The organism is Paenibacillus sp. J31R30, assembly GCF_059692115.1.
In genome coordinates, this window is record NZ_JCAUAV010000003.1 from 793,733 (window position 1) to 814,804 (window position 21,072).

The 21,072-nt window shown below is 44.4% G+C and carries 16 protein-coding genes; 14 read left to right on the forward strand and 2 right to left on the reverse strand.

Translation table 11 applies throughout. The features are described from left to right. Positions 1 to 26 precede the first annotated feature (26 nt). The 4 genes from AC58QO_RS15430 to AC58QO_RS15445 all read left to right on the forward strand — a co-directional run bounded on the left by AC58QO_RS15430 (position 27) and on the right by AC58QO_RS15445 (position 3,082). Entirely contained in the window at positions 27 to 560 is a 534-nt protein-coding gene (locus tag AC58QO_RS15430; RefSeq protein ID WP_497266901.1) for a hypothetical protein, read from the forward strand. A gap of 96 nt (positions 561 to 656) precedes the next feature. Then, positions 657 to 1,157: a hypothetical protein gene (locus AC58QO_RS15435; protein ID WP_497266903.1), complete on the forward strand. Its 501-nt coding sequence runs from the start codon at positions 657 to 659 to the stop codon at positions 1,155 to 1,157. 159 nt (positions 1,158 to 1,316) lie between these two features. Continuing rightward, entirely contained in the window at positions 1,317 to 2,273 is a 957-nt protein-coding gene (locus AC58QO_RS15440) for a D-2-hydroxyacid dehydrogenase family protein (protein ID WP_497266905.1), read from the forward strand. 26 nt (positions 2,274 to 2,299) lie between these two features. Then, positions 2,300 to 3,082 (forward strand): SDR family oxidoreductase, encoded by a 783-nt coding sequence (locus tag AC58QO_RS15445; protein WP_497266907.1) that lies wholly within the window; start codon positions 2,300 to 2,302, stop codon positions 3,080 to 3,082. 51 nt (positions 3,083 to 3,133) lie between these two features. Here the strand turns inward: AC58QO_RS15445 and AC58QO_RS15450 are convergent, their stop codons facing one another. Together AC58QO_RS15450 and AC58QO_RS15455 are read right to left on the reverse strand one after the other, a co-directional pair. Then, positions 3,134 to 4,936 (reverse strand): ABC transporter ATP-binding protein, encoded by a 1,803-nt coding sequence (locus tag AC58QO_RS15450; RefSeq protein ID WP_497267501.1) that lies wholly within the window; start codon positions 4,934 to 4,936, stop codon positions 3,134 to 3,136. Between the two features lie 31 nt (positions 4,937 to 4,967). Next, positions 4,968 to 6,716 (reverse strand): ABC transporter ATP-binding protein, encoded by a 1,749-nt coding sequence (locus tag AC58QO_RS15455; protein ID WP_497266909.1) that lies wholly within the window; start codon positions 6,714 to 6,716, stop codon positions 4,968 to 4,970. A 149-nt stretch (positions 6,717 to 6,865) separates the two neighbouring features. Here AC58QO_RS15455 and AC58QO_RS15460 point away from each other — a divergent pair, with 149 nt between their 5' ends. The 10 genes from AC58QO_RS15460 to AC58QO_RS15505 all read left to right on the forward strand — a co-directional run bounded on the left by AC58QO_RS15460 (position 6,866) and on the right by AC58QO_RS15505 (position 21,065). Beyond that, the gene (locus AC58QO_RS15460; RefSeq protein ID WP_497266911.1) at positions 6,866 to 7,711 is read left to right on the forward strand and encodes a P-loop NTPase family protein; all 846 of its coding nucleotides are present in this window, start codon (positions 6,866 to 6,868) and stop codon (positions 7,709 to 7,711) included. 249 nt (positions 7,712 to 7,960) lie between these two features. Beyond that, on the forward strand, positions 7,961 to 9,718 hold the full coding sequence (locus AC58QO_RS15465) for a sensor histidine kinase (protein WP_497266913.1): 1,758 nt from the start codon (positions 7,961 to 7,963) through the stop codon (positions 9,716 to 9,718). Between the two features lie 8 nt (positions 9,719 to 9,726). Next, positions 9,727 to 11,325 carry a response regulator gene (locus tag AC58QO_RS15470; protein WP_497266915.1) on the forward strand — a complete coding sequence of 533 codons (1,599 nt, stop codon included), beginning with the start codon at positions 9,727 to 9,729 and terminating at the stop codon, positions 11,323 to 11,325. A gap of 114 nt (positions 11,326 to 11,439) precedes the next feature. Then, a complete protein-coding gene (locus AC58QO_RS15475) occupies positions 11,440 to 12,813 on the forward strand; it encodes an ABC transporter substrate-binding protein (RefSeq protein WP_497266917.1) in 1,374 nt (457 codons plus the stop codon). A 152-nt stretch (positions 12,814 to 12,965) separates the two neighbouring features. Next, a complete protein-coding gene (locus AC58QO_RS15480) occupies positions 12,966 to 13,868 on the forward strand; it encodes a carbohydrate ABC transporter permease (RefSeq protein ID WP_497266919.1) in 903 nt (300 codons plus the stop codon). 25 nt (positions 13,869 to 13,893) lie between these two features. After that, positions 13,894 to 14,784, forward strand: a complete 891-nt coding sequence (locus AC58QO_RS15485; protein ID WP_497266921.1) for a carbohydrate ABC transporter permease — start codon at positions 13,894 to 13,896, stop codon at positions 14,782 to 14,784. A gap of 36 nt (positions 14,785 to 14,820) precedes the next feature. Next, positions 14,821 to 15,951 carry a M14 family zinc carboxypeptidase gene (locus tag AC58QO_RS15490; protein ID WP_497266923.1) on the forward strand — a complete coding sequence of 377 codons (1,131 nt, stop codon included), beginning with the start codon at positions 14,821 to 14,823 and terminating at the stop codon, positions 15,949 to 15,951. A gap of 208 nt (positions 15,952 to 16,159) precedes the next feature. Beyond that, a complete protein-coding gene (locus AC58QO_RS15495) occupies positions 16,160 to 18,991 on the forward strand; it encodes a golvesin C-terminal-like domain-containing protein (protein WP_497266925.1) in 2,832 nt (943 codons plus the stop codon). Between the two features lie 86 nt (positions 18,992 to 19,077). After that, positions 19,078 to 19,899, forward strand: a complete 822-nt coding sequence (locus tag AC58QO_RS15500; RefSeq protein ID WP_497266927.1) for a GNAT family N-acetyltransferase — start codon at positions 19,078 to 19,080, stop codon at positions 19,897 to 19,899. After that, the gene (locus AC58QO_RS15505; RefSeq protein ID WP_497266929.1) at positions 19,896 to 21,065 is read left to right on the forward strand and encodes a M20 peptidase aminoacylase family protein; all 1,170 of its coding nucleotides are present in this window, start codon (positions 19,896 to 19,898) and stop codon (positions 21,063 to 21,065) included. Before AC58QO_RS15500 ends, AC58QO_RS15505 begins: the two co-directional genes overlap by 4 nt. Positions 21,066 to 21,072 lie beyond the last annotated feature (7 nt).

The following is a 21,072-nucleotide window of genomic DNA, read 5'->3' on the forward strand; positions in this document are numbered from 1 at the left end:
ATAGATTGCGAAACGGAGGCGAAAGGATGGATTACATCAGGGATTACGCCATGTATGCATCTGTTTTTGGTTTGTTTAGTTTTGTTTGGTTCGGTTGGGCACAAGAAAATCCCAGATCAAGCTGGCGAATATATCTTGGGATTGCATCTGGTATTGCGCTTGTAGTTTGCTTAATAGGTGTCTATTTAAGCGTGAAGAACTGGGAAGCAGCATCCGCTTTGAATGAGACATCTGCTTTTCGTAATTATTTAATTGCTTTTTATTCTGAATTTGTTGTGGCTGGTGCAGGAGCTTTTGTACTTATCAGAAAGAAGCGTAAAGCATTTGTCGCGCCTTGGGTCGCTTTTGTCGTTGGCATTCATTTTATTAGTTTGAAAAGTGTATTTAATGATCCCAGCTTATGGATTCTTGCGACGCTTCTGGTTGTTGTCTCTATTGTTGCCGTGTTTGTAGCACCGAAGCTCCAAGTGGCGAATAGCGCGATTACGGGCATTGGTGCCGGCACGGTTTTATTCGGTTTTGCTATATTAGGATTGATACGTTTTATGGCGATACAGTAATCGTAATCAGGCAAGCACCTCCATGGCTCGTATACACATACACTGTAATAACTTAGAATACATTATTCTAAGCAGCGGTGATGAGGAGGGGTACATGTGAGATACACAGTGCAATATATACCTCTAAACAAAATTAAGCAGACAGGCAACATCACGAAGACTTCGCCACGAAAGAAAGAGTTTAAAAAAGTTGCTCAGGATCTTATGCACCTTTTAATAGTGTATAAAAGCAGAAAAGATGGCGGTTATATCATTCAAGACGGTCATCAGCATTTCGATTTCATCAAAAAACACACAAATAAAAATCGAGCAGTCTGTCTAGTAGAGGAAAGCAAGCTTTCGGATAACATTGGAAAATGGGTTCAGAACTTTCGAAAAAGACAACTGCCATATGAAGTGCCCTATCTCAAACCAGAACGAATTGAAGTTAACAGTTGGAATATCATTCGAAATTTTCTGAAACGTGAACCCCGTTTTCAAAAGTTGTCCCGCAGACAGCAATTGAAGGTACTTCGATTAGGTATTCAATATAGGAAAACAACTGTGCAATCGATGCAATCAAAAGTAGATGAAATATTAAAAAAGTTGGTTGTCTGATTCAAAATACCGTACAAGAAACCATTTTGAAGGAGCTGCTTGATGCAGCTCTTTTTTGAATTTCGTTGAATTTCACAGAAGTTTACTTGAAAGACAGGAATGGTAAAATAGAGTTTGAGAATGGTGTTATTATGCGTATGTTGAAGGAGGCAAATAAAAATGAAACTTCGCTGTGCGATATTAGATGATTACCAGCAAGTAGCGATGACTGCCACAGATTGGTCCCGAATAATGGACAAGGTGGAGGTCAAGAGTATAGATCGGCATATTGATAAAGAGGAAGAGCTGATTGAACAGATCGCCGACTGCGAAATTGTCGTGATTATGCGTGAACGGACGCCGTTCCGCGCATCGCTGCTTGCCAAGCTTCCCCGCTTGAAGCTGCTTATTACCACTGGCATGCGCAATGCATCGATCGACATGACCGCAGCTAGCTCGCAAGGGGTTATCGTTTGCGGGACCGGAGGGGCTGGCAACGCAACCGCTGAGCTCACGTGGGCATTGATTTTGGGTCTTGCGCGCAACATTGTGCAAGAGCACAATGCGATTCGCAGCGGTCAGTGGCAAAGCACGATTGGAACAGATTTGTACGGCAAGACGCTTGGCGTCCTTGGTCTCGGCAAACTAGGGAGCAAGATCGCCAAATTTGGCCAAGCGTTCGGTATGGATGTGATGGCATGGAGTCAGAACTTAACGAAGGAGCGGGCTGATGAAGTAGGCGTGAGATTCGCTGATTCCAAAGAGGAGCTTCTTGAGAGCAGCGACTTTGTATCTATTCATCTTGTATTAAGCGATCGGACAAGAGGTTTGGTTCAAGAAGCAGATTTGAAGCGAATGAGGGCTTCCGCTTATTTGATCAACACGTCACGCGCACCGATTGTGGATCAATCTGCGCTTGCTGAGGCTTTGCAGAAAGGCTGGATCGCTGGCGCGGCTGTAGACGTTTTTGAGGTGGAGCCGTTACCTAAGGACGATATCTACCGGTCACTTCCGAATCTTCTCACGACACCACATATCGGTTATGTTTCGAAAGCGAATTATGAAGCATTTTATAGAGATGTGGTTAAAGATATTGAAGCATTTCTAGCTGGAACACCTGTTCGAACGCTTTCTTGAATAATGATTGGAGGCGAACATCACAAATGAGTTCCAATATCGGACGATTATCAGGCAGAATCGCTATTGTTACAGGGGCAAGTCGCAGCGCAGGAATCGGAGCAGCTATTTGTAAAGCATTGGCCGCTGAAGGAGCTGATATTTTTTTCACATACTGGGTGAACTTTGATGAACAAATGCCATGGGGAGGCAATACCGAGGAACAAGATCAACTCCGTAATGAGATATTGGCCCTCGGCGTACGTTGTGAACATCATATGATGGATCTCTCGGTTTCCAATAATTATTTGAAAGTGATGGAAAAGGCTGAACAAGTATTGGGGCATCCGTCCATTCTTGTAAATAATGCCTGTTATTCTGTGAATGATGACTTGAACACAATTACCACCGAATCCTTGGATGCTCACTATGCAATTAACGTTAGGGCGGTAACCATGCTAAGTGTTGAATTTGCTAGGCGCTTTTCTAAGAATTCAGGTGGAAGAATCATCAATATGACCTCAGGGCAATCGTTGGGGCCAATGGCTGGTGAAATTTCTTATGCGACGACCAAAGGGGCAATCGATGCCTTCACACGTACATTTGCAGCTGAGGCAGGATCGAAGCAGATTACTGTAAATGCTGTGAATCCCGGACCGACGGATACCGGTTGGATGACTCCAGAAATCCAGCAGCAACTCTCTAGTCATTTTCATGCCGGTAGGGTAGGGATGCCCAGGGACACAGCTCGTTTAGTGGCCTTTCTAGCCACAGATGATGCAGAATGGATAACGGGGCAAGTATTGCATTCCACCGGTGGTTTTCATTAATTAGTATATGCAAAGAGATACCCCCAGCAAGCTGAGGGTATTTCTTTGCGTTTATTCTACTGCATTTTCAAGATTTTTAAATTGATTGGAGAACATTCGAGAGTACGTGCCGTCTTGGCTCATCAACGAGCTGTGATTGCCTTGTTCAGCAATCTCACCACGATCAATGACCATAATCATATTGGCATCTCGAATTGTATTCAAGCGATGTGCGATGATGAAGCTTGTGCGACCCTTCATAATGGAGAGAAGGGCCTCCTGAATATGAAGCTCTGTCCGCGTATCAATGCTGCTTGTTGCCTCATCCAGAATGAGAATGGAAGGGTCGGCCAGTATGACGCGCGCTATGGCAAGCAACTGGCGCTGCCCTTGACTTAAATTGCCGCCATTCTCGGAAAGCGGCGTATCATAACGCTGTGGCAGCCGGCTGATAAAGGTGTCTGCATTTGCTAGCTTAGCCGCAGTGACTACTTCAGCATCCGTGGCGTCAGGCTTGCCGTATTTGATGTTCTCCTTAATCGTACCGGAGAACAAATACGTATCCTGCAGCACGATGCCAAAGCTGCGGCGCAGACTGTCACGGGTATAGGATTTGATATCCCGTCCGTCAATCAAGATCGTACCGCTTGTCGTATCATAGAAGCGTGTCACTAAATTCACGATTGTCGTCTTGCCTGCGCCTGTCGGTCCAACGAGTGCAAGGCTGCTGCCTGCTGGCACCTCGAAACTGACTTGCTTAATAATCGGCATATCCGGCCGATAACCGAAGGTGACGTCCTGGAAGGTGACTTGGCCGATTGGCTTCTGAAGCTCAATAGCTCCAGGCTCATCTTCCACTTCCTCCGCTTCATCCAACACCTCGAAAGCACGTTCTGCCCCTGCCACGCCAGACTGCAGCACATTGTAGGTGTTCGCGATTTCATTCAGCGGTCTAACAAATTGGCGCGAATAGCTCAGGAAGCTCGCAATAACGCCGACCGTGATGTGACCTTTGACGGCAAGAACCCCACCTACTATGGCAACAGAGGAAAAACCAATATTGTTAATGACGCTAAGTAATGGCATCAGAAAACCCGACCAGATTTGCGCCTTTAAGCCAACCGCATACAATCGTTCGTTTACGCTATTGAATTCATCGATCGCTTTTTTCTCGCGATTGAATGCTTTGACAACGAGAAGTCCTGTGATCGTTTCCTCAATATGCCCATTCAGCTTGCCGAGCTGTGCCTGTTGTTCTTTGAATAGAACACTAGTGCGCTTAGTAATAGTTCTTGCAAGCAAGAACACGAGTGGAACCGTAATAAGGCTCGCCAGTGTCAGGGTGGGGCTTAGAATCAGCATCATCACTAAGGAACCGATAATCGCGATTGAACCTGACATTAATTGTGTAGTCGATTGCGAAATCGAATTGCTCACGTTATCAATGTCGTTCGATAGACGACTCATGATATCACCATGCGATCGTCCATCGAAGAAATCCAACGGCAATTTCTGCAGCTTCGCAAACATCGTTTGCCGAAGTCTTTTTACTACGCGTTGTGCAAGCCCAGCCATAATCCAGCTCTGTAAGAAGGTAAGCCCGCCGTCAGCGATGTACGTGGAAATCAGAACAATCAAAACCACATCCAGGACGCTATAATTCACTTGGCCTACAGCCATCGCGTCTACCGCTACACCTATGAGATAAGGGCCGGCCAGCGTCAAAGCGGAGTCTGCAATAATAATGAGAAAAACAATCGTCAGCCATTTTCGTTCGGTATTTAAATAGGACCAGAGTCGGCGGAGGGTGCCTTTAAAATTCTTGGGCTTCACAGCCGGAGTGCGGCCACCTCGCGCAAGAGGTCCTGTGATCATTGGAACGTCAGGGGTTTGTTGACGTGATCCTTCATTCGGCTTCGACATGATGAGGCAGCTCCTTTCCGAATTGGGATTGAAATATTTCGACATACACGCGGCAGCTCTTCATTAATGTCTCGTGAGTACCGATGCCGACAATTTCACCATCGTCCATGACAACGATTTTATCCGCATCCATAACGGAAGTAATGCGCTGCGCAATGATCAAACACGTGACCCCTGAGGCAAATTGTTTGAGGGATTGTTTGATTTTCGTCTCCGTTGCGGTGTCTAATGCGCTTGTACAATCATCGAGAATCAGAATGTCCGGCTTCCGTACGAGTGCGCGGGCGATAGAGAGTCGCTGCTTTTGTCCGCCGGACAAGTTCACGCCTCGCTGACCTAATCTGGTTGCGTAGCCCTCAGGGTACGCAGCAATAAAGCCATGCGCTTCCGCCATAGTCGCGGCGTGCGCAATCTCATCGTGCGTTGCTTGCTCGTGGCCCCAACGCAAGTTCTCTTCTATCGTGCCGCTGAATAGAATCGTTTTCTGCGGCACGATAGCAATACGATCTCGCAGCTTAGCAGGGTCCAGCTGACGGATGTCGACACCATCCACGCTGATCGAGCCAGAGCTTGTATCATAGAAACGGGGGACAAGGCTCACGAGGCTGCTTTTACCAGATCCGGTGGAGCCGATAATCCCTATCGTTTCACCGGGAAAGCACGTCAAATTGATATTTCTCAATACAGGTTCACCAGCTGCTCCTTCATAGGCAAACGAAACATTCACAAAATCTACTCGGCCTCCCGGACGTTGATCAGGAAGTGCAGTGCCGTCATTCCACGTCATTTCATTCACCGTACTGAATACTTCACCGATCCGATTAGCGGATGCTTTAGCTCGAACGAACATATTGAACACCATTGAAATTGTCATCAATGCAAACAAGATTTGCGTCATGTAGTTGACGAACGCGACGATGTGCCCGACTTGCATCTGTTGGTGATTAACCCGCGAGGCGCCAAGCCATAGCACTGCAACGATGCCGAAATTCACAGTCAATAGGATAGAGGGGTTAAAAATAGCAAGCAGCCTCGTCACCTGAATCGATTTGTTTTGGTAATCCGTATTGGACTTTTGAAACTTATCCGCTTCGTGGTCGAAGCGGTTGAAGGCTTTGACGACACGGATACCGGATAAATATTCCCGCATGACTCGATTAACGCTGTCCAGCGCCTTCTGAACGCCAACAAACCGGGCAAAACCCACTTTTAAGTTCAAGGCTACGAGTACACCGACGATTGGTACCACGATGAGAAGCACGACCGACAGTTGCGGATTGAGCCGCACAGCCATAATCAGACTCCCGATACAGAGTAGGGGCGCTTTTACAAAAATACGCATAAGGCCATTCACAAAATTTTGCACCTGTGTCACATCGTTCGTTAATCGCGTAATTAACGATGCGCGTTCGAATTGATCGAGATTCGTGAACGAGAGCGATTGGATTTTTTCAAATAAATCCCTTCTAAGCTCTTTACCGAATTTCTGCGAAACGTGGCTGGCCACTATATTCCGAAGCGATGCCGAGACAGCCCCGAACGCAGTAATTATCAGCATTACGCCGCCCATCCGAAGTACATAATCAAGCCGTTTCTCCGCAACGCCGACGTCCAAAATGTGAGACATGATCGTCGGTTGAAGCAAATCCGCAAACGCTTCCATACTGACAAAAAAGACAGCAACCAGAAAAAGTTTCCAGTGCTTACTGACATACTTCTTCATAAAACCCATCGTGTACACTCCTTTTTCCCTGGTCAATCTCTACATTGAACGATACTCCCATTTGAGCAAATTGTCATCTATAAATGCTTAACAAGCTTGATTGAAATTCTCAAAACCTAATGTTAATCTAATCCCATAGCGAATGGAGGATTATGAGTATGAGATCGAAGTTAGTTATCATTGAGGGTTTACCAGGATTCGGGAAAACAACAACGGCTCAACTCGTTCATGATATTCTTACGGAAATGAACATACCATCTCAGCTTTTTTTAGAAGGAAATCCAGTGCATCCAGCTGACTATGATGGTGTCACTTATTTCGAGAAGCATGAATGGGATGAATTATTGCATACCTATGCACAGTTTAGTGATTTGTTGAGTAATCAAATGATTCAACAAGGTAACAATTACTTGCTAGCATATGGCAAATTAAAAAATGAATACGGATCCAGTATTCCTGATAACTTGCTACATGCTGTTGTCAAAAATGATGTCTATGAATTGTCATTAGACCAGAACAGAAAACTGATCACTGAACGTTGGAAGAAGTTTGCAGAGAGTGCTTTGAATGGGACAGACACCTTTGTTTTTGAGTGCTGCTTTATACAAAACCCAGTAACCGTGGGGATGATTAAATATGGAGCAAAGAAGGAAGACGTTATTAGTTATGTTATAGAACTAGCATCAATTGTGGAGCAACTGGATCCCTTATTGATTTACGTTGAACAGGATGATCTTGGTCAATCTTTCAGAAGCGCTGTAAAGGAAAGACCTATCGAATGGTCAGAGGGATTTATAGCCTATTATACGAATCAAGGGTATGGACAACAGCAGGGTTACACAGGGCTAGAGGGAACTCTGAAGGTACTTGAAGCGAGGAAAGCGCTGGAAGAAGAGATTTTTAACCAACTAAAAATAACCAAGAAAAAAGTGAATAACTCTTCGTATCATAGAGACGAGTATAAGCAAGTATTGATAGGGATTTTATCCGAATATTTGAGATAGAACTATAGTGTGAAAAGAACGGCGCTCAGACTTCTTGCAGTCTTGGGTGCTTTTTTTGCACACGGGACAGTCTGTTCAAGTCATGGGGTGCAGGATAGTTTACTCAGTTCTCGAATACTTATTCTAAGAGAATTACATGAGTAGTTTTGAACGCGCTTACATTAAAGCTTTCGTTTAAAGTAGTATTTCTATCCATACTGTCTGAAGCGCGATTTGTAAATCGCAACCCATAAGCAAAGAAGGGATATTATGAATATTGTACAGCAAGTATCTGGATCGATTCGAGGGAAAATCATTACTACTTACCTTATCATTATTGTGTTGCCTCTTTTGCTGGTCTTTTTCTTCTATAATAATTCGTCCAGGAAAGTGCTTGAGCTTCAAGTACATAACTCCAATAGGGAATTAGTGAATCGAGCGGCCCAAACGATGAATGAAATGGCGGAACGTATGGTTAGCGCATCAAACCTGGTGGCTTTCGACCCTGCTGTTGTTGACTTCATGGCCTCGGATACGAATTGGTCGAGCAATTATAATGCTTACTTAAGAATCATACTTGCTCAAGGGAAATTAGCCAATATTCGTGATTTGCTTTTAGTCAAAGATGCTCAGGTTTCTGTAATTGACTTCAGAGGATATGTATTATCAACCGTAAGCTCTAAGAGTCCTATGGAAGAGTACAATCTCTATGAGAAAGAACCATGGTTTGAGGCAACGCGACACGAAAACGGGTATCCGGAATGGAGTATTCTGAATAAAGATACCCATCAAAATAGTACGATTCAAGAGTCGAATAATTTAATCGTGCTAACTCGAATGATTAAAAGTCAGGTGGGAACTGGTCGCGATGCGATCGTTTTTGTCGGGCTTCCGCTTCAAGAGTTGCTGCAGAGGGCAAGCGGGGAAACGTCCGGTACAATTACAAACTGGTACTTATTGAATGAGAATGAAATGGATTTGGTGATTGGTCACGATTCATTAGGTACCAAACATCGGATCCAATTAGAACCTAATCAAATCCAACAGCAGCTTCGATATGAAAATGAGGATTATTTGGTAAACATTGCACCAGTACCTCAATTAAGCAAAGTTTTGGTCCATCTTACACCGAAGAAGCAATTTCTGGCGCAGCTCAAAGAGATTAAGAATCAGACGCTTTTTTGGATGTTATTTTGTTTTGTTTTTTGTACAATTGCGTTCATTCTCATCATGCTTCGATTAATTAAGCCTATTCATTCTCTGCTTCAGTCGATGAGACGTTTAGGCAAAGGTGATTTCAATTCCACCGTACAAGTGAGAGGTCGAGATGAAATTGCATCCCTCGGGCATCACTTCAATCAAATGGTAAAGCAGCTGCAGGAGTTGATCAGTCATTTATCAGAAGAACAACGAAACAAGGAAGAAGCGCGTTTTCAGGCGCTCCAAGCTCAAATCAATCCGCATTTCTTGTTCAATACATTAAATTCGATTAAGTGGATGGCAATGCTCTCTGGAACGAATCATGTGAGTGAGATGATTACTGCATTAGGCAAGCTGCTCGAGTTCTCCATGAATCACAACCGGGAGATTATCGCCTTGCACGAAGAACTGGAATATTTGGAATTGTATATGGCTTTGCAAAAAATTCGTTATCATGACAATGTTACGGTCAGAATAACTGTTCCCGAAACTCTTCTGGACCAATCCATCCTCAAGATGACGCTTCAGCCGATTGTCGAGAACAGTATTATACACGGGAATCGGACTTCATTAACGATCGATGTTACGGCAATTCAACAAGATAATCTATTATGGGTAATCGTGACGGATAATGGACAAGGCATTCAAGAAGAAAAACTAGAGAAGCTAGAGCATCATATGTCACAATCGAATGCGAAGTTTAGTGGAATTGGTCTACTTAATGTTCATCAACGTCTGCGTATGCATTTTGGACCCCAATATGGGCTTACCGTAAAGAATACAGAAGGTAAAGGCACGCAAGTCACAATAAAATTGCCGATAAAGTAGGTGTCCGAATGATTAGAGTATTAATTGTGGATGACGAAATATTAGTGCGCGTAGGATTGAAAACACTGATTCCCTGGGAGAAGAACGGGTTCGAGCTGGTGGGAGAGGCAGTTAATGGGGTAGATGCCATGCGGATTCTTGAGAATACACCATGTCATATTGTGCTGGCTGATATTCGCATGCCCGAGATGGATGGGTTGGAACTAATCATGCATATACGTGAAAGATGGCCAGCTACCAAGTGTCTCATCCTGTCTAGCTACAACGATTTCGAATATGTTCAGAAGGCTCTCCGTCTAGGCGCGATGGATTATATTCTGAAGTTGTCGATGAATCCAGATGAAATGCTGGTGAAGTTGAACACGTTAAAAAATGAAATTTACAAAGAACGTCAGCGGGACGACGAAGTGTCTCACCTTGAATTTAAGATTGACAGATATGGCAGGGAAGTGAAAGAGAAACGACTCCGAGATATTTTAGTTAAGCCCTCTACGAAGCGAGAAATTCAGCAGATGTTAGAGGAGTTCGACATTACGCCATTTCAGGTGCCGATACATGTTGTGGTTGCCAAATTGGACCAATTTGATTGGGTACTGCTGCAAGGGAAGTTTCAGAGTGAACAACTACTTAGCTATTCTGTCGCGAATATCCTCTCTGAAATTGTGCGTAAATACGGCAATGGCGAGTTAATTGAATTGGATAGTGGTAAATTTGCGATTATTAAAGACGGGTTTGACATCGAGATATTGGAAGAGATGAAAGAAGCGGTGTTTACTTTTCTGAAGATCGATCTGAGTATAGGGGTATCCAACGCTTTCTCCCATATCTTTAGTCTCCATTCTGCCTACATGGAAGCGCTACAAGCCTTAGAGCATCGCTTCTATTACGCTCCAAGCCAGATCATTCATCATACTCAATTATGTTACTTAGAGGATACATATGCGCCGGAATTGGGAGCGGATAAACATTGGTCGAAGTGGTTGGAAAGTGGGGATAGCTCGTCGATCCTTCATCATTTACACACTTGGTATCAGGCCATTCATACAGGCAGTAAAGTACAACCTAGTCGTATTAGAGATCAGCTCATTAAGTTGTTGGATCGGTTCGCCAACTTTGTAAATGAAGAAGGAGGCGATATCTATGCAATTGCGGCTCATGAAGGCAAGTACCCTTACCATGTGATTCGGAGTGCAGAATCGCTCTCAGACATTGTTGAATGGTTATCGGGATGGCTATCGACCTATTTGGACTACGCAAAGCAGCTATCTAAGAAGAAATGGCGCCCAGAAATTCAAATCGTGGTAGATCGCATTCATGAACAGTACTATTTGCCGTTAAAAGTGTCCGATCTAGCCAAGGAAGTTGGATTTGCGGAAAACTACCTAAGTGTATTATTTAAGAAGGAGACTGGCGAAACTTTCATGGATCATATCATCAATCTGCGAATGAAACGAGCCAGAGAATTGCTTAAAGATCCTGCCTTTAAAATTTATGAGATCTCTGAAAGAGTCGGATATAGCGATCCTACGCATTTTAGTAAATTATTTAAGAAAATTGAAGGGGTTCACCCCATGGACTTTCGAAAGCTGTATCATGGCAAATCATAAGCTTGTAAAGATTACAAAGAATCGCAAGGAATTCGCTAAGAATCCGCCATTCGTTTCCATCACTCGCCGCAGTAGACTATAAATGTCAGTACAATGAATCGAGGGGGATATACAATGAAACGAATGGCTACAATTACAGCTGCTTCTGTACTTACTTTCTCGTTGCTTTTAAGCGGTTGCGGGAGTGGGAATACACCAACCCCAGAGGTTACGAAGTCAACTACAGCAACGGCAACAGTTGCGGCGACAGTTGCACCATCTGAGAAGCCGAAGGAAGTTGTGAAGCTGAAATTTTGGGGCGGTGTACTTGAAGAGAATGGTCCTAAAGCGGTTGTTGACAAATGGAATGCCGCTAATAAAGATATTCAAGTGGAATATGTGCGATACGTGAATGACGTTCCCGGCAACACAAAGCTGGATACGGCTTTGCTCACCCCGACGGATGCGCCGGATTTGTTCGTTAACTATGGGGAAAATGATTTGGAACGCAGAGCGGTAGCCGGGATGGTTCAACCACTAGATGATCTTATTACCAGTAGCAAATTCAATGTAGAAGAAATTATTGGGGTCAACAACTTGGTGAAGCGTGAAGGAAAAATTTACTATTTGCCGGGCAGTAAAGGCATTAACTCCATTTTGATAAATAAAGCGGCTCTTGATGAAGTCGGTGAGAAAGCACCTACAGACTGGACTTGGGATGAATTCCTAGCACTAGGGAAGAAGTTGACGAAAGGCGATCGCAAGGGGATGATGTTCAATCCCACATATGGACCTATAGCCCAGGAAGTGCTTCTGTCTTCGCAGCCAGTGAATCCTAACTATGCACCAGACGGTACTTCCAATTTCAATAACCCAGCTTTCAAGAAAGGCTTGGAGCTGCAGAAGGCGTTCTATGACGCAAATGCTTCGGTTTCTTATGCGGAAACAAATGCGAATAAGCTCGCTCCTGCTAATCAGTTACTCACAGGTAAATCGGCAATGGTATACACGGGACTGTGGATGTTAGGTACAGTTAAGGATGAGAAAACGTATCCGAACCGCACTTTTAAGGTCGTATTCGCCCCAATGCCACAGATGGAAAAAGGTAAGAAAATAGATGGCGCCGGTTTATCGGATAAGATCACCATTAACTCAAAAAGTACGCACAAAGAGGAAGCAATGAAATTCCTTGCATGGTATTTACAAGAAGGCAACATGGATATGGTCGCTGGCGGCAGAATGCCTTCCAATAAGAAAGCGGATGTGAACAAAGTTGCAGAACTGCTTGTAGGCAACTTTAGCCATCTGATTGATGTAGACTCTCTTAAAAACTTGATCAAGGCGGATTATACGTTTGCATCTAAACCGATCCAAACGGCAAGCCCTGATATCTTTAAGATCATTGGTGAAGAAGCCGAGAAGTACTTCATGGGTGTTCAGGATATTGACAAAACCGTGGAAATGGCCAAAAAACGTTCTGACGAGAAGATCAAAGCAGCTGCGAAATAAGGCAAAAACATGACGACGAGCTCCTTCAACCTTAGGTGGAGGAGCTTTCTCATTCCATACAGCACATAATCACACGGATAATACAAAGTTTAACCCATTCCTTTTGCCTTCCAAGTATTGAAGAATAAAGAAAAAAAGGAGGAGAGTCGCTCATGAATCGCTTCTGGAACAAGCGGCAATTTAAAGATCATCTGGCGGGATACTTATTCATTCTGCCTAATATATGCGGATTTGCCGTGTTCATTTTATTTCCCTTGTTGTTCAGCCTTGTCCTCACCTTCACGGATTGGGATTATCTGAAGGGACTAAAGGGATTGGAATTCGTAGGTCTGAATAACTTCGTGACTATGTTTCAAGATGCTGTGGTGCTGAAATCGCTTCGCAATAATTTTGTATTTACGATCGTTCTTGTACCGTTATCCATGTCCGTTGGGTTAGTCCTTGCGGTCGTGCTGAATAAATATGTGTATTTGAAAAATACGCTGAAAACGTTGTTCTTCCTGCCCTATGTCAGTACACTTGTCGCTGTTGCGATCGTGTGGAGCATTCTGTACAACTCGTCCAACGGACCGATCAATGGGTTCCTGCGATCTATTGGGATCGCGCATCCTCCGGGTTGGATGGCTAGCACGGATTGGGCTCTTATCGGAATTATTCTTATGACGGTATGGACTTGTATCGGCTACACGATGGTTCTATATTTGGCTGGTTTGCAGGGGATATCCAAAGATCTCTATGAAGCTGCGGATATTGACGGGGCTACCGGAATCAAACAATTGTTCCACATTACGATCCCGATGTTGAAGCCTACAAGCTTCTTAATTGCGATTACGCTTATTATTGGCTCTTTCCAAGTATTCGCCTCGGTGCAGGTCATGACAAGAGGCGGACCGATGCAGTCCACTACGGTGTTGGCTTATTATATCTACACCTTAGCGTTTGAGCTCCACCATATGGGATATGCGGCTGCGGTTTCATGGTTGTTGTTCATGATCATCTTTATCATTACCTTGATTCAATGGCGCGGACAGAAGAAATGGCAGGAAAATTTCTAATTCTCACGTGAAGGAGTTTGAAGCAATGGAAGTCCTTTCTCAAGTCAAACCGATGGAAAGCGGTCGCGCACGCGTCAAACAGAAAAAAAAATCGACCTTTTCAATTCGGAAGCTAGTGACGACGGTGCTGTTTCTTGGCCTCGCCATTGTGATGCTTTTGCCCTATTTGTGGATGTTGTCCGCTTCATTCAAGGTAGACGCTGAGCTGTTCGTTTTTCCCGTGGAGTGGGTACCCAAGAAATGGAACTTTGACAATTATGTATCCGTATGGGCGGGCAAATATCCGTTCTACATCTATTACTTAAACTCGATAAAAATCACGTTTTTCCAAGTTGCTGGCGGGGTCATTACTAGCTCGCTTGCCGGATTTGCTTTTGCCAAAATTAACTTTAAATACAGAGAAGGCATCTTCTTATTGTACTTATCAACGATGATCATCCCTTCTCAAGTGTTGCTTGTCCCGCGGTTTATTTTGTTCGATTGGCTGGGCTTAGTCAATACCCATTCCGCACTCATTCTGCCAGGGATGTTCACGGTGTTCGGAACGTTTCTGATGCGGCAATTTTTCGCCACAATCCCAGATGAGCTATTGGAAGCTGCCAAGGTGGATGGAGCTGGGCATTGGCGAACGTTCTGGCAAATTTGTCTGCATCTGACGAAGCCCGCTCTGGTAGCCCTTATTATTCTCACCTTCACGTGGCACTGGAATGAATACGAATATCCGCTAATTTTCTTAAGAGACAAGATCTTATATACGCTTACATTGGGACTCACGAATTTCATGGACGAACAAGGGATGCAATACGCCAAAATTATGGCGGCTTCCGTCTCCACTTTGTTGCCACTGATCCTGCTTGTCTCGGTGTGTCAGAAGTGGTTTATTGAGGGGATTGCAAATACCGGTTTGAAAGGTTAATTGGTTTGAAACATTTTCGTCAGGAGGTAACAAGAGATGAGTAGATTGAAGATTAACGTCAATTACGCTGGCGGCAATATCATTGTAAACGCCATTGAGGAAAACCACATAAGGTTGGAGCAGGATCTTAGTCATTCGATGGAATGGTGGTGGTATTGGAATTTTTGCACAGAGAGCTCAGCAGCTGACGAAGTTGTATTCGAGCTAACGAATGGGGAAGTCGTCGGTCCTTGGGGACCTGCCGTCAGTTCAGATGGCGTGAATTGGAGCTGGCTAGGCAGCGAAAGCCTGATTGATCGGTGTACTTTCAAGTATCAGTACAAGGAGGGGGATCACAAAGTTTATTTCGCATTCTCACTTCCTTACCAACTTCACCATTTCGAACAGTTCGTGAATCGGTATCAGAAGCATGAACTGGTTGAGAGGCGAATTCTAACGATTTCGGAACAAGGGCGCGCGGTACCGCTCCTATTAGTAGGGAATCCGCAAGCGAGCAAGCACATTCTGCTCACGGCGCGACATCACGCCTGCGAGTCTACAGCTTCTTATTGTACAGAAGGGCTGCTAACTTATTTACTGGAAAGCCATTCAGAGCTGCTAGAGAAGCTGCTTATTCATTATGTGCCATTCGTTGATCTGGATGGCGTTGAGAATGGGGAGCAAGGGAAGCACAGGGCACCGCATGATCACAATCGGGATTACATCGAACAGCCTATCTACAGATCAATCGCAGCCCTTATGGCATATACATCATCCCTGGATATATCCATAGCACTTGATATCCATTGTCCAGGCAAATGGGGCGATCCGGAATGGGGCATACGAGACGATTATCCCTATTTCGTTAAGTTGCCGTCACCTATCAAAGAAGAAATAGAGAAATTCGCCGCCATCTTGCAATCGGTAACCTCACGGAATCCGAATAAAGGCAAACTGGTGTATGACCCGGTACATGATCTTGAAGCCGGCATCATCTGGAATCAACCTGATGCCATGTATGCTGCTTTTCCTTATTATTTTGCCAGACAAAATGTCCCTCTCTCGGTTGCTATCGAATTTCCATACTTCGGAACGAAGGATGCTGCTATCACCGCCGATTCCAGTCGTGAGTTTGGCGCAGATATGGCCCGAGCCCTGGAAGCGTATTTTTCGAAGTTATCCCAATAAGACTTAGAATTGAAATGTTTAAAGCAACACATAATCGCACGGAAATTAAATGTTTCACCCCATTCCATATCATTTTTTTTGAAGGATAATAAAGATATGATGAATGAAAGGGGGATGAGAACTTAATAGGCAAATTTCGGATTGGAAGCGCTTGAAAACATCTGCCATTGAAAACGAGTCCATACAATTATTATGGAGGTGACAGTCTATGAGAAAGATTGTATCGTTTGGTATCGCGTGCGCAATGTTTACGATTATTAGTATTTCGGTTGTTGTATTCGGATCTTCACAAGCGGAAGCAGCAGATACCATATTGACAGTAAACACGGATAAGGTAGTTACTCCAAACTTCGATGGTGTCGGGTTCAATATGGGGCCATATATAAGATTTCCCCTTACTACTACAGAGAAGACGAAGGCTTACGGTAGATTGGATTACTTAAACCCAACTGTAGTCAGAACCATGTTAAATGGCGCTTGGTACACAACGGGATTTGACGGAAGTGGCAATCCGATTTTTGATTTTAACACAACAAAAATGCTTGAGGTTTATGACCAACTTGATTATTTAAAACTTAAGGGAATAGACGTCATGCTAGGGGATTGGACGGATCCGCATCATATAAATCCAGCGTCCGGCGATAGCACAATCATTGATTTGGTTACGGGGCCTGCAGATATCAAATGGGCTAAGATGAGCGCTGGCTTATTGGATTACTTGATCAACACCAAGGGCTACACCAATATTAAATGGTGGAATCAAGGTAACGAACCTCAAGGCGGAGGGGCTGCCTGGACGGATACGAAACTGGCGCTGCAAAACATTAGAACTGAACTTGCCGCTAAGGGGCTGCTTAGCGTTATCCAAGTGTATGGGCCGGATAACTTTGGAACTGTTGGCATATCTTCAGTGAGAGATGCGGTAGATCAAATTCCAAGTACGCTTGATATGTATGGACTTCACTCGTATTCATATCCAGTCGTCCAACAACTCGGACATACAAGAGATTATATGTATGCAATCGATCCAAACGGAAAAAATAAACATTTGTGGATGACGGAGGCAGGTGTCGGCAACGTAGATGTTGCACCAACGACAAAAAGTTATAACTATGGCGTAGACATCATGCAACATCTAGTCAATTCTTTAAAGAGCGGAGTAAGCGCTTCCTTAAGTTGGGATTTTGACGATGCTGCTTTTGTGACTAGTTTTCCCGTGGCAACTTCACCTCCCTTTAATCTCAAAAGGGCTGGGGTTATTAATTCATTAGGTACGAGGGAAGGAAATCCATCGGAAGAAAATCCGACTCCTGCTTTTTTCAACCTTTCCCTAGCCTCTAGAAACTTAGTTAAGGGCTCATCGATCATTTATCCGAAGTTCTCAACTTCGATCTCTAACGTCGATGCCGTAGTAGCGAAAAAACCAAATGGGGCTAATCATGATTTGACAGTTGTTCTCACAAACAAAAGTACAATAACCCGAGTGGTTACTGTAACCGTTCCGAATGCTGGAAATCAGCCCACGCTCAAGCAATATCTGTATAGTCCTTCTGAGTATCTTAGGGATGCGAACGGGTATCCATTACCTAAACAGACCATCGCCAATGCAAATTTAGCTGTTGGCATCGATGTGACTATACCTGGGAATAGCGTGATGTACCTGACGACTAGAGAAGGCGGTACTCCTGTATCGTTGAATCAAGTCACGACTGGCAATCTGGCGATCAATCAGAATTTGTATGTAAGCTCGCTTGGTTCTACTTCAACCTGGAGCCACTATGCAGTGGATGACTCCCTGACGACAATGGTGTCCTCGAGCACGAATGCAACTCAATCGTATACATTGGATTTGAGTTCTATGTATTCGATAAACAATGTACAAATGAATTGGGGCAGTACCCTATTCCCGAAAAATTTCACAGTAGCGGTATCAACAGATGGAACTGCTTATACGACTGTAAATACAACTACGAACAACACAAACAGCAGTCACAATATTACTTTTTCCAGCCAAAATGCAAGGTATGTCAAGGTTACGGTTACTAGTTTGAACTCCACCTCGTTGGAATTGTATGAGTTAGGCGTATATGCCTCCTCTTCACCAGCTCCTGGAGATATCATCATCGATAACACTTCCGCAGAATTTACCGGAGCTTGGACAGCTTCTACATTTGTGCCCAATTATTATGGAACCGACTATGTCTATAATGATTCAGGAACGGGTACAGAGAAAATGAGATGGAGGCCAACGATCACGACGGCAGGTAATTATGATGTGTATTACCGATTGTCGGATCCCTATTCGAATCGAGCTACCAATGCGCCTTTCACCATTTACTATAATGGAGGCTCGCAAACCTATCTCGTTAACGAACAAACAGCGCCGGGTGCGACGTGGATTTTGTTGGGAACGCAAAATTTTGCCGCAGGAACAACGGGGTATGTTGAATTAACCGATAATGCAAATGGTTATGCAGTCGGTGATGCAATTAAATTCACGCCGTCGAGCAGCACAACGCTCTTTTCAGATGACTTCAATGATGGGAATGCTGCAGGCTGGACGACAACCGGAAGCACGTGGAGCATCGTAACAGACGGAACTCCTCGATATCAAGGCAGCAATAGTACCGGGGAAATAAGGTCGATAACCGGCAATTCCGCATGGACGAATTATAAAACCAACGTTAAGGCGAAAGTGTCGACTGTAGCGTCCGACGGTGCTGGACCTACCATTATTATGCGCTATGTAGATACCAATAACTTTTACAGATTTGGTTACAGCAACTTCGCTGGGGCATGGAAAATTTACAAAAGGGTTGCTGGGACGTACTCGGAGTTAGCTTCAAGCTCCGCGTTTACACTGAATCCCAATACCGAGTATAGTGTAACGGCGGAAATTAATGGATCAACATTAAGGCTGTATGTAGATGGTGTTTTGCAAGTGACGGCCAGCGATTCTGCTTTCAGCAGTGGTATGACCGGCCTATTCATTTGGAAATCAACGATTACTTACGATGATGTTGTTGTGTACCCACTCTAGTACAATGGCATGGACAGCTCCTTCATTCTTATGGATGAAGGAGCTGATTTCGAGTAAATCCATACGCGTGGAAGGAGCGGCTGCAGTTGATTGAAACGCAAGAGATTTCATATCGGGCCATGACGGAAATTCTGGAGCTGCAAGAGGCGGTGGAATTGCAAAAGACAGCTTGGTCGCAAGAAACGATTACCTCCTTGCCGCAGATGGCAGCTGCAATTCTTCATGGTGGAGCAGTGATCGGAGCTTTCGACGGAAATAAGTTAATTGGATTTAACTATGGTTTTGCCGGCTTCGATGGACGCGAAGTTTACCTTGGTTCTCACATGATGGCCATTCATCCGGATCATCGTGATCGTGGAATTGGCATGCGTTTGAAGTTGGAACAGCGAAACTGGGCCATGCAATATGGATATAAGAAAATCGTTTGGACATTTGATCCGTTTGAGTCCCGCAATGCTTATTTGAATTTGTGTAAATTGGGAGGAATCGTTCGTAAATACATTCCTACTTTCTATGGAACAGACGGGATGCTGCTTCCGACAGACCGTTTCTTGGTTGAATGGGACCTTCATTCCGAGAGAGTTGAGAGAGCAATAGCGAAGCAAGACGAGAGTTCCAAAAACAGTGCGCATTATCCAAGTTTACTGTCCTATGAAATAGACGGAAATCATATCACAGAGATAGATCTGAATGATAATCTTTTATTAGATGGGAGCACTTCAGGCTGTTTGATCCCGATTCCAAGAATGGTTAGAGAACTAAAAAGGGAACAATTTTCACTTTTTGTAACTTGGCAAACCCATCTGCGACAATTGTGTTTGGAAGCTTTTTCACATCAGTATCAAGTAAGTTCCTTCATTCGGGGTGATGGACTGGTTGATTATTATGTGCTTGAGGTAAAAACATGAAGCAGGAGATCATGCGTTGGGTTGATGAGCATAAGGATGACTTGGTGAAAACCTATCAATATTTACATTCGATCGCAGAGATCAGTTGGAAAGAGGAGCGGACGACCCATTATCTCCAACAGGAATTGACTCGTATGCATGTAATAAACCGAACCTTCGATCAGCATACAGGCGTGGTAGCTATGTGGTCAGGGACAGGTACAGGGAGCTCAACAGAGCGAGTTGTAGCCATGCGAGCTGACATCGATGCCTTATGGCAAAATGTCGATGGTATTTGGAAGGCCAATCATTCCTGTGGGCATGACGCCCATATGACGATGGTTTTATTTGCTTTAAAATGCTTGAAAGATATCGGCTTTCAGCCGTCAGGTAAGCTGGTCGTTATCTTTCAGCCTGCGGAGGAGACGGGGGAAGGCGCCAAAAAGCTGCTGCGGCAAGGTGTTTTGGACGATGTAGAATTTCTTCTAGGGATTCATCTTCGCCCATTTAAGGAAAATAGATTTGGAGAAGCGTCAAGCGCGATCTATCATGGTGCTGCTGCTTTTTTGGAGGGGAAAGTGGCTGGAAGACAGTCCCATGCTTCGAGACCGAACGATGGAATCAATGTGATCGATGCGTTGGCTGCCATTATTCATGCGGTAAATGCAGTGAAAGTGGATCCGATGGTCCCAGCATCCTGCAAAGTGACTAGACTGCTTGTTGAGAATAAAAACACCAATATCATCCCTGACATTGGCAATTTTGCAATCGACGTACGAGCACAGACCAACGAGGCTATGGACGCCTTGTTGGACAAAGTCGATGCTGCTGTACGAAGTGCTGGTGTAGGGAATGGGGCAACTGTCGAATTGGATATCGTGGCACGAATGGCAGCGGCTGTGCCTAACCGATATATGGAAGTAATTGTTGGCGAAGCAATTGCAGACGTGTTGGGGGAAGCGGGGGTTGTGAAGCCTCCGGTTACACCGGGTGGGGAGGATTTTCACTTTTACCCCATTGAAAAGCCAAACATTCATGCAACCATGATTGGTTTGGGGTCAGATTTGGTACCCGGTCTGCATCACCCGCAAATGAGCTTTAATTTGGACGCCTTACAAGTAGGAACAGCGATGTTGGCTGTATCGGTCATGAAGTTATTTGCTTCAGATAGAGTTGATTCCGTATAGCTGATTA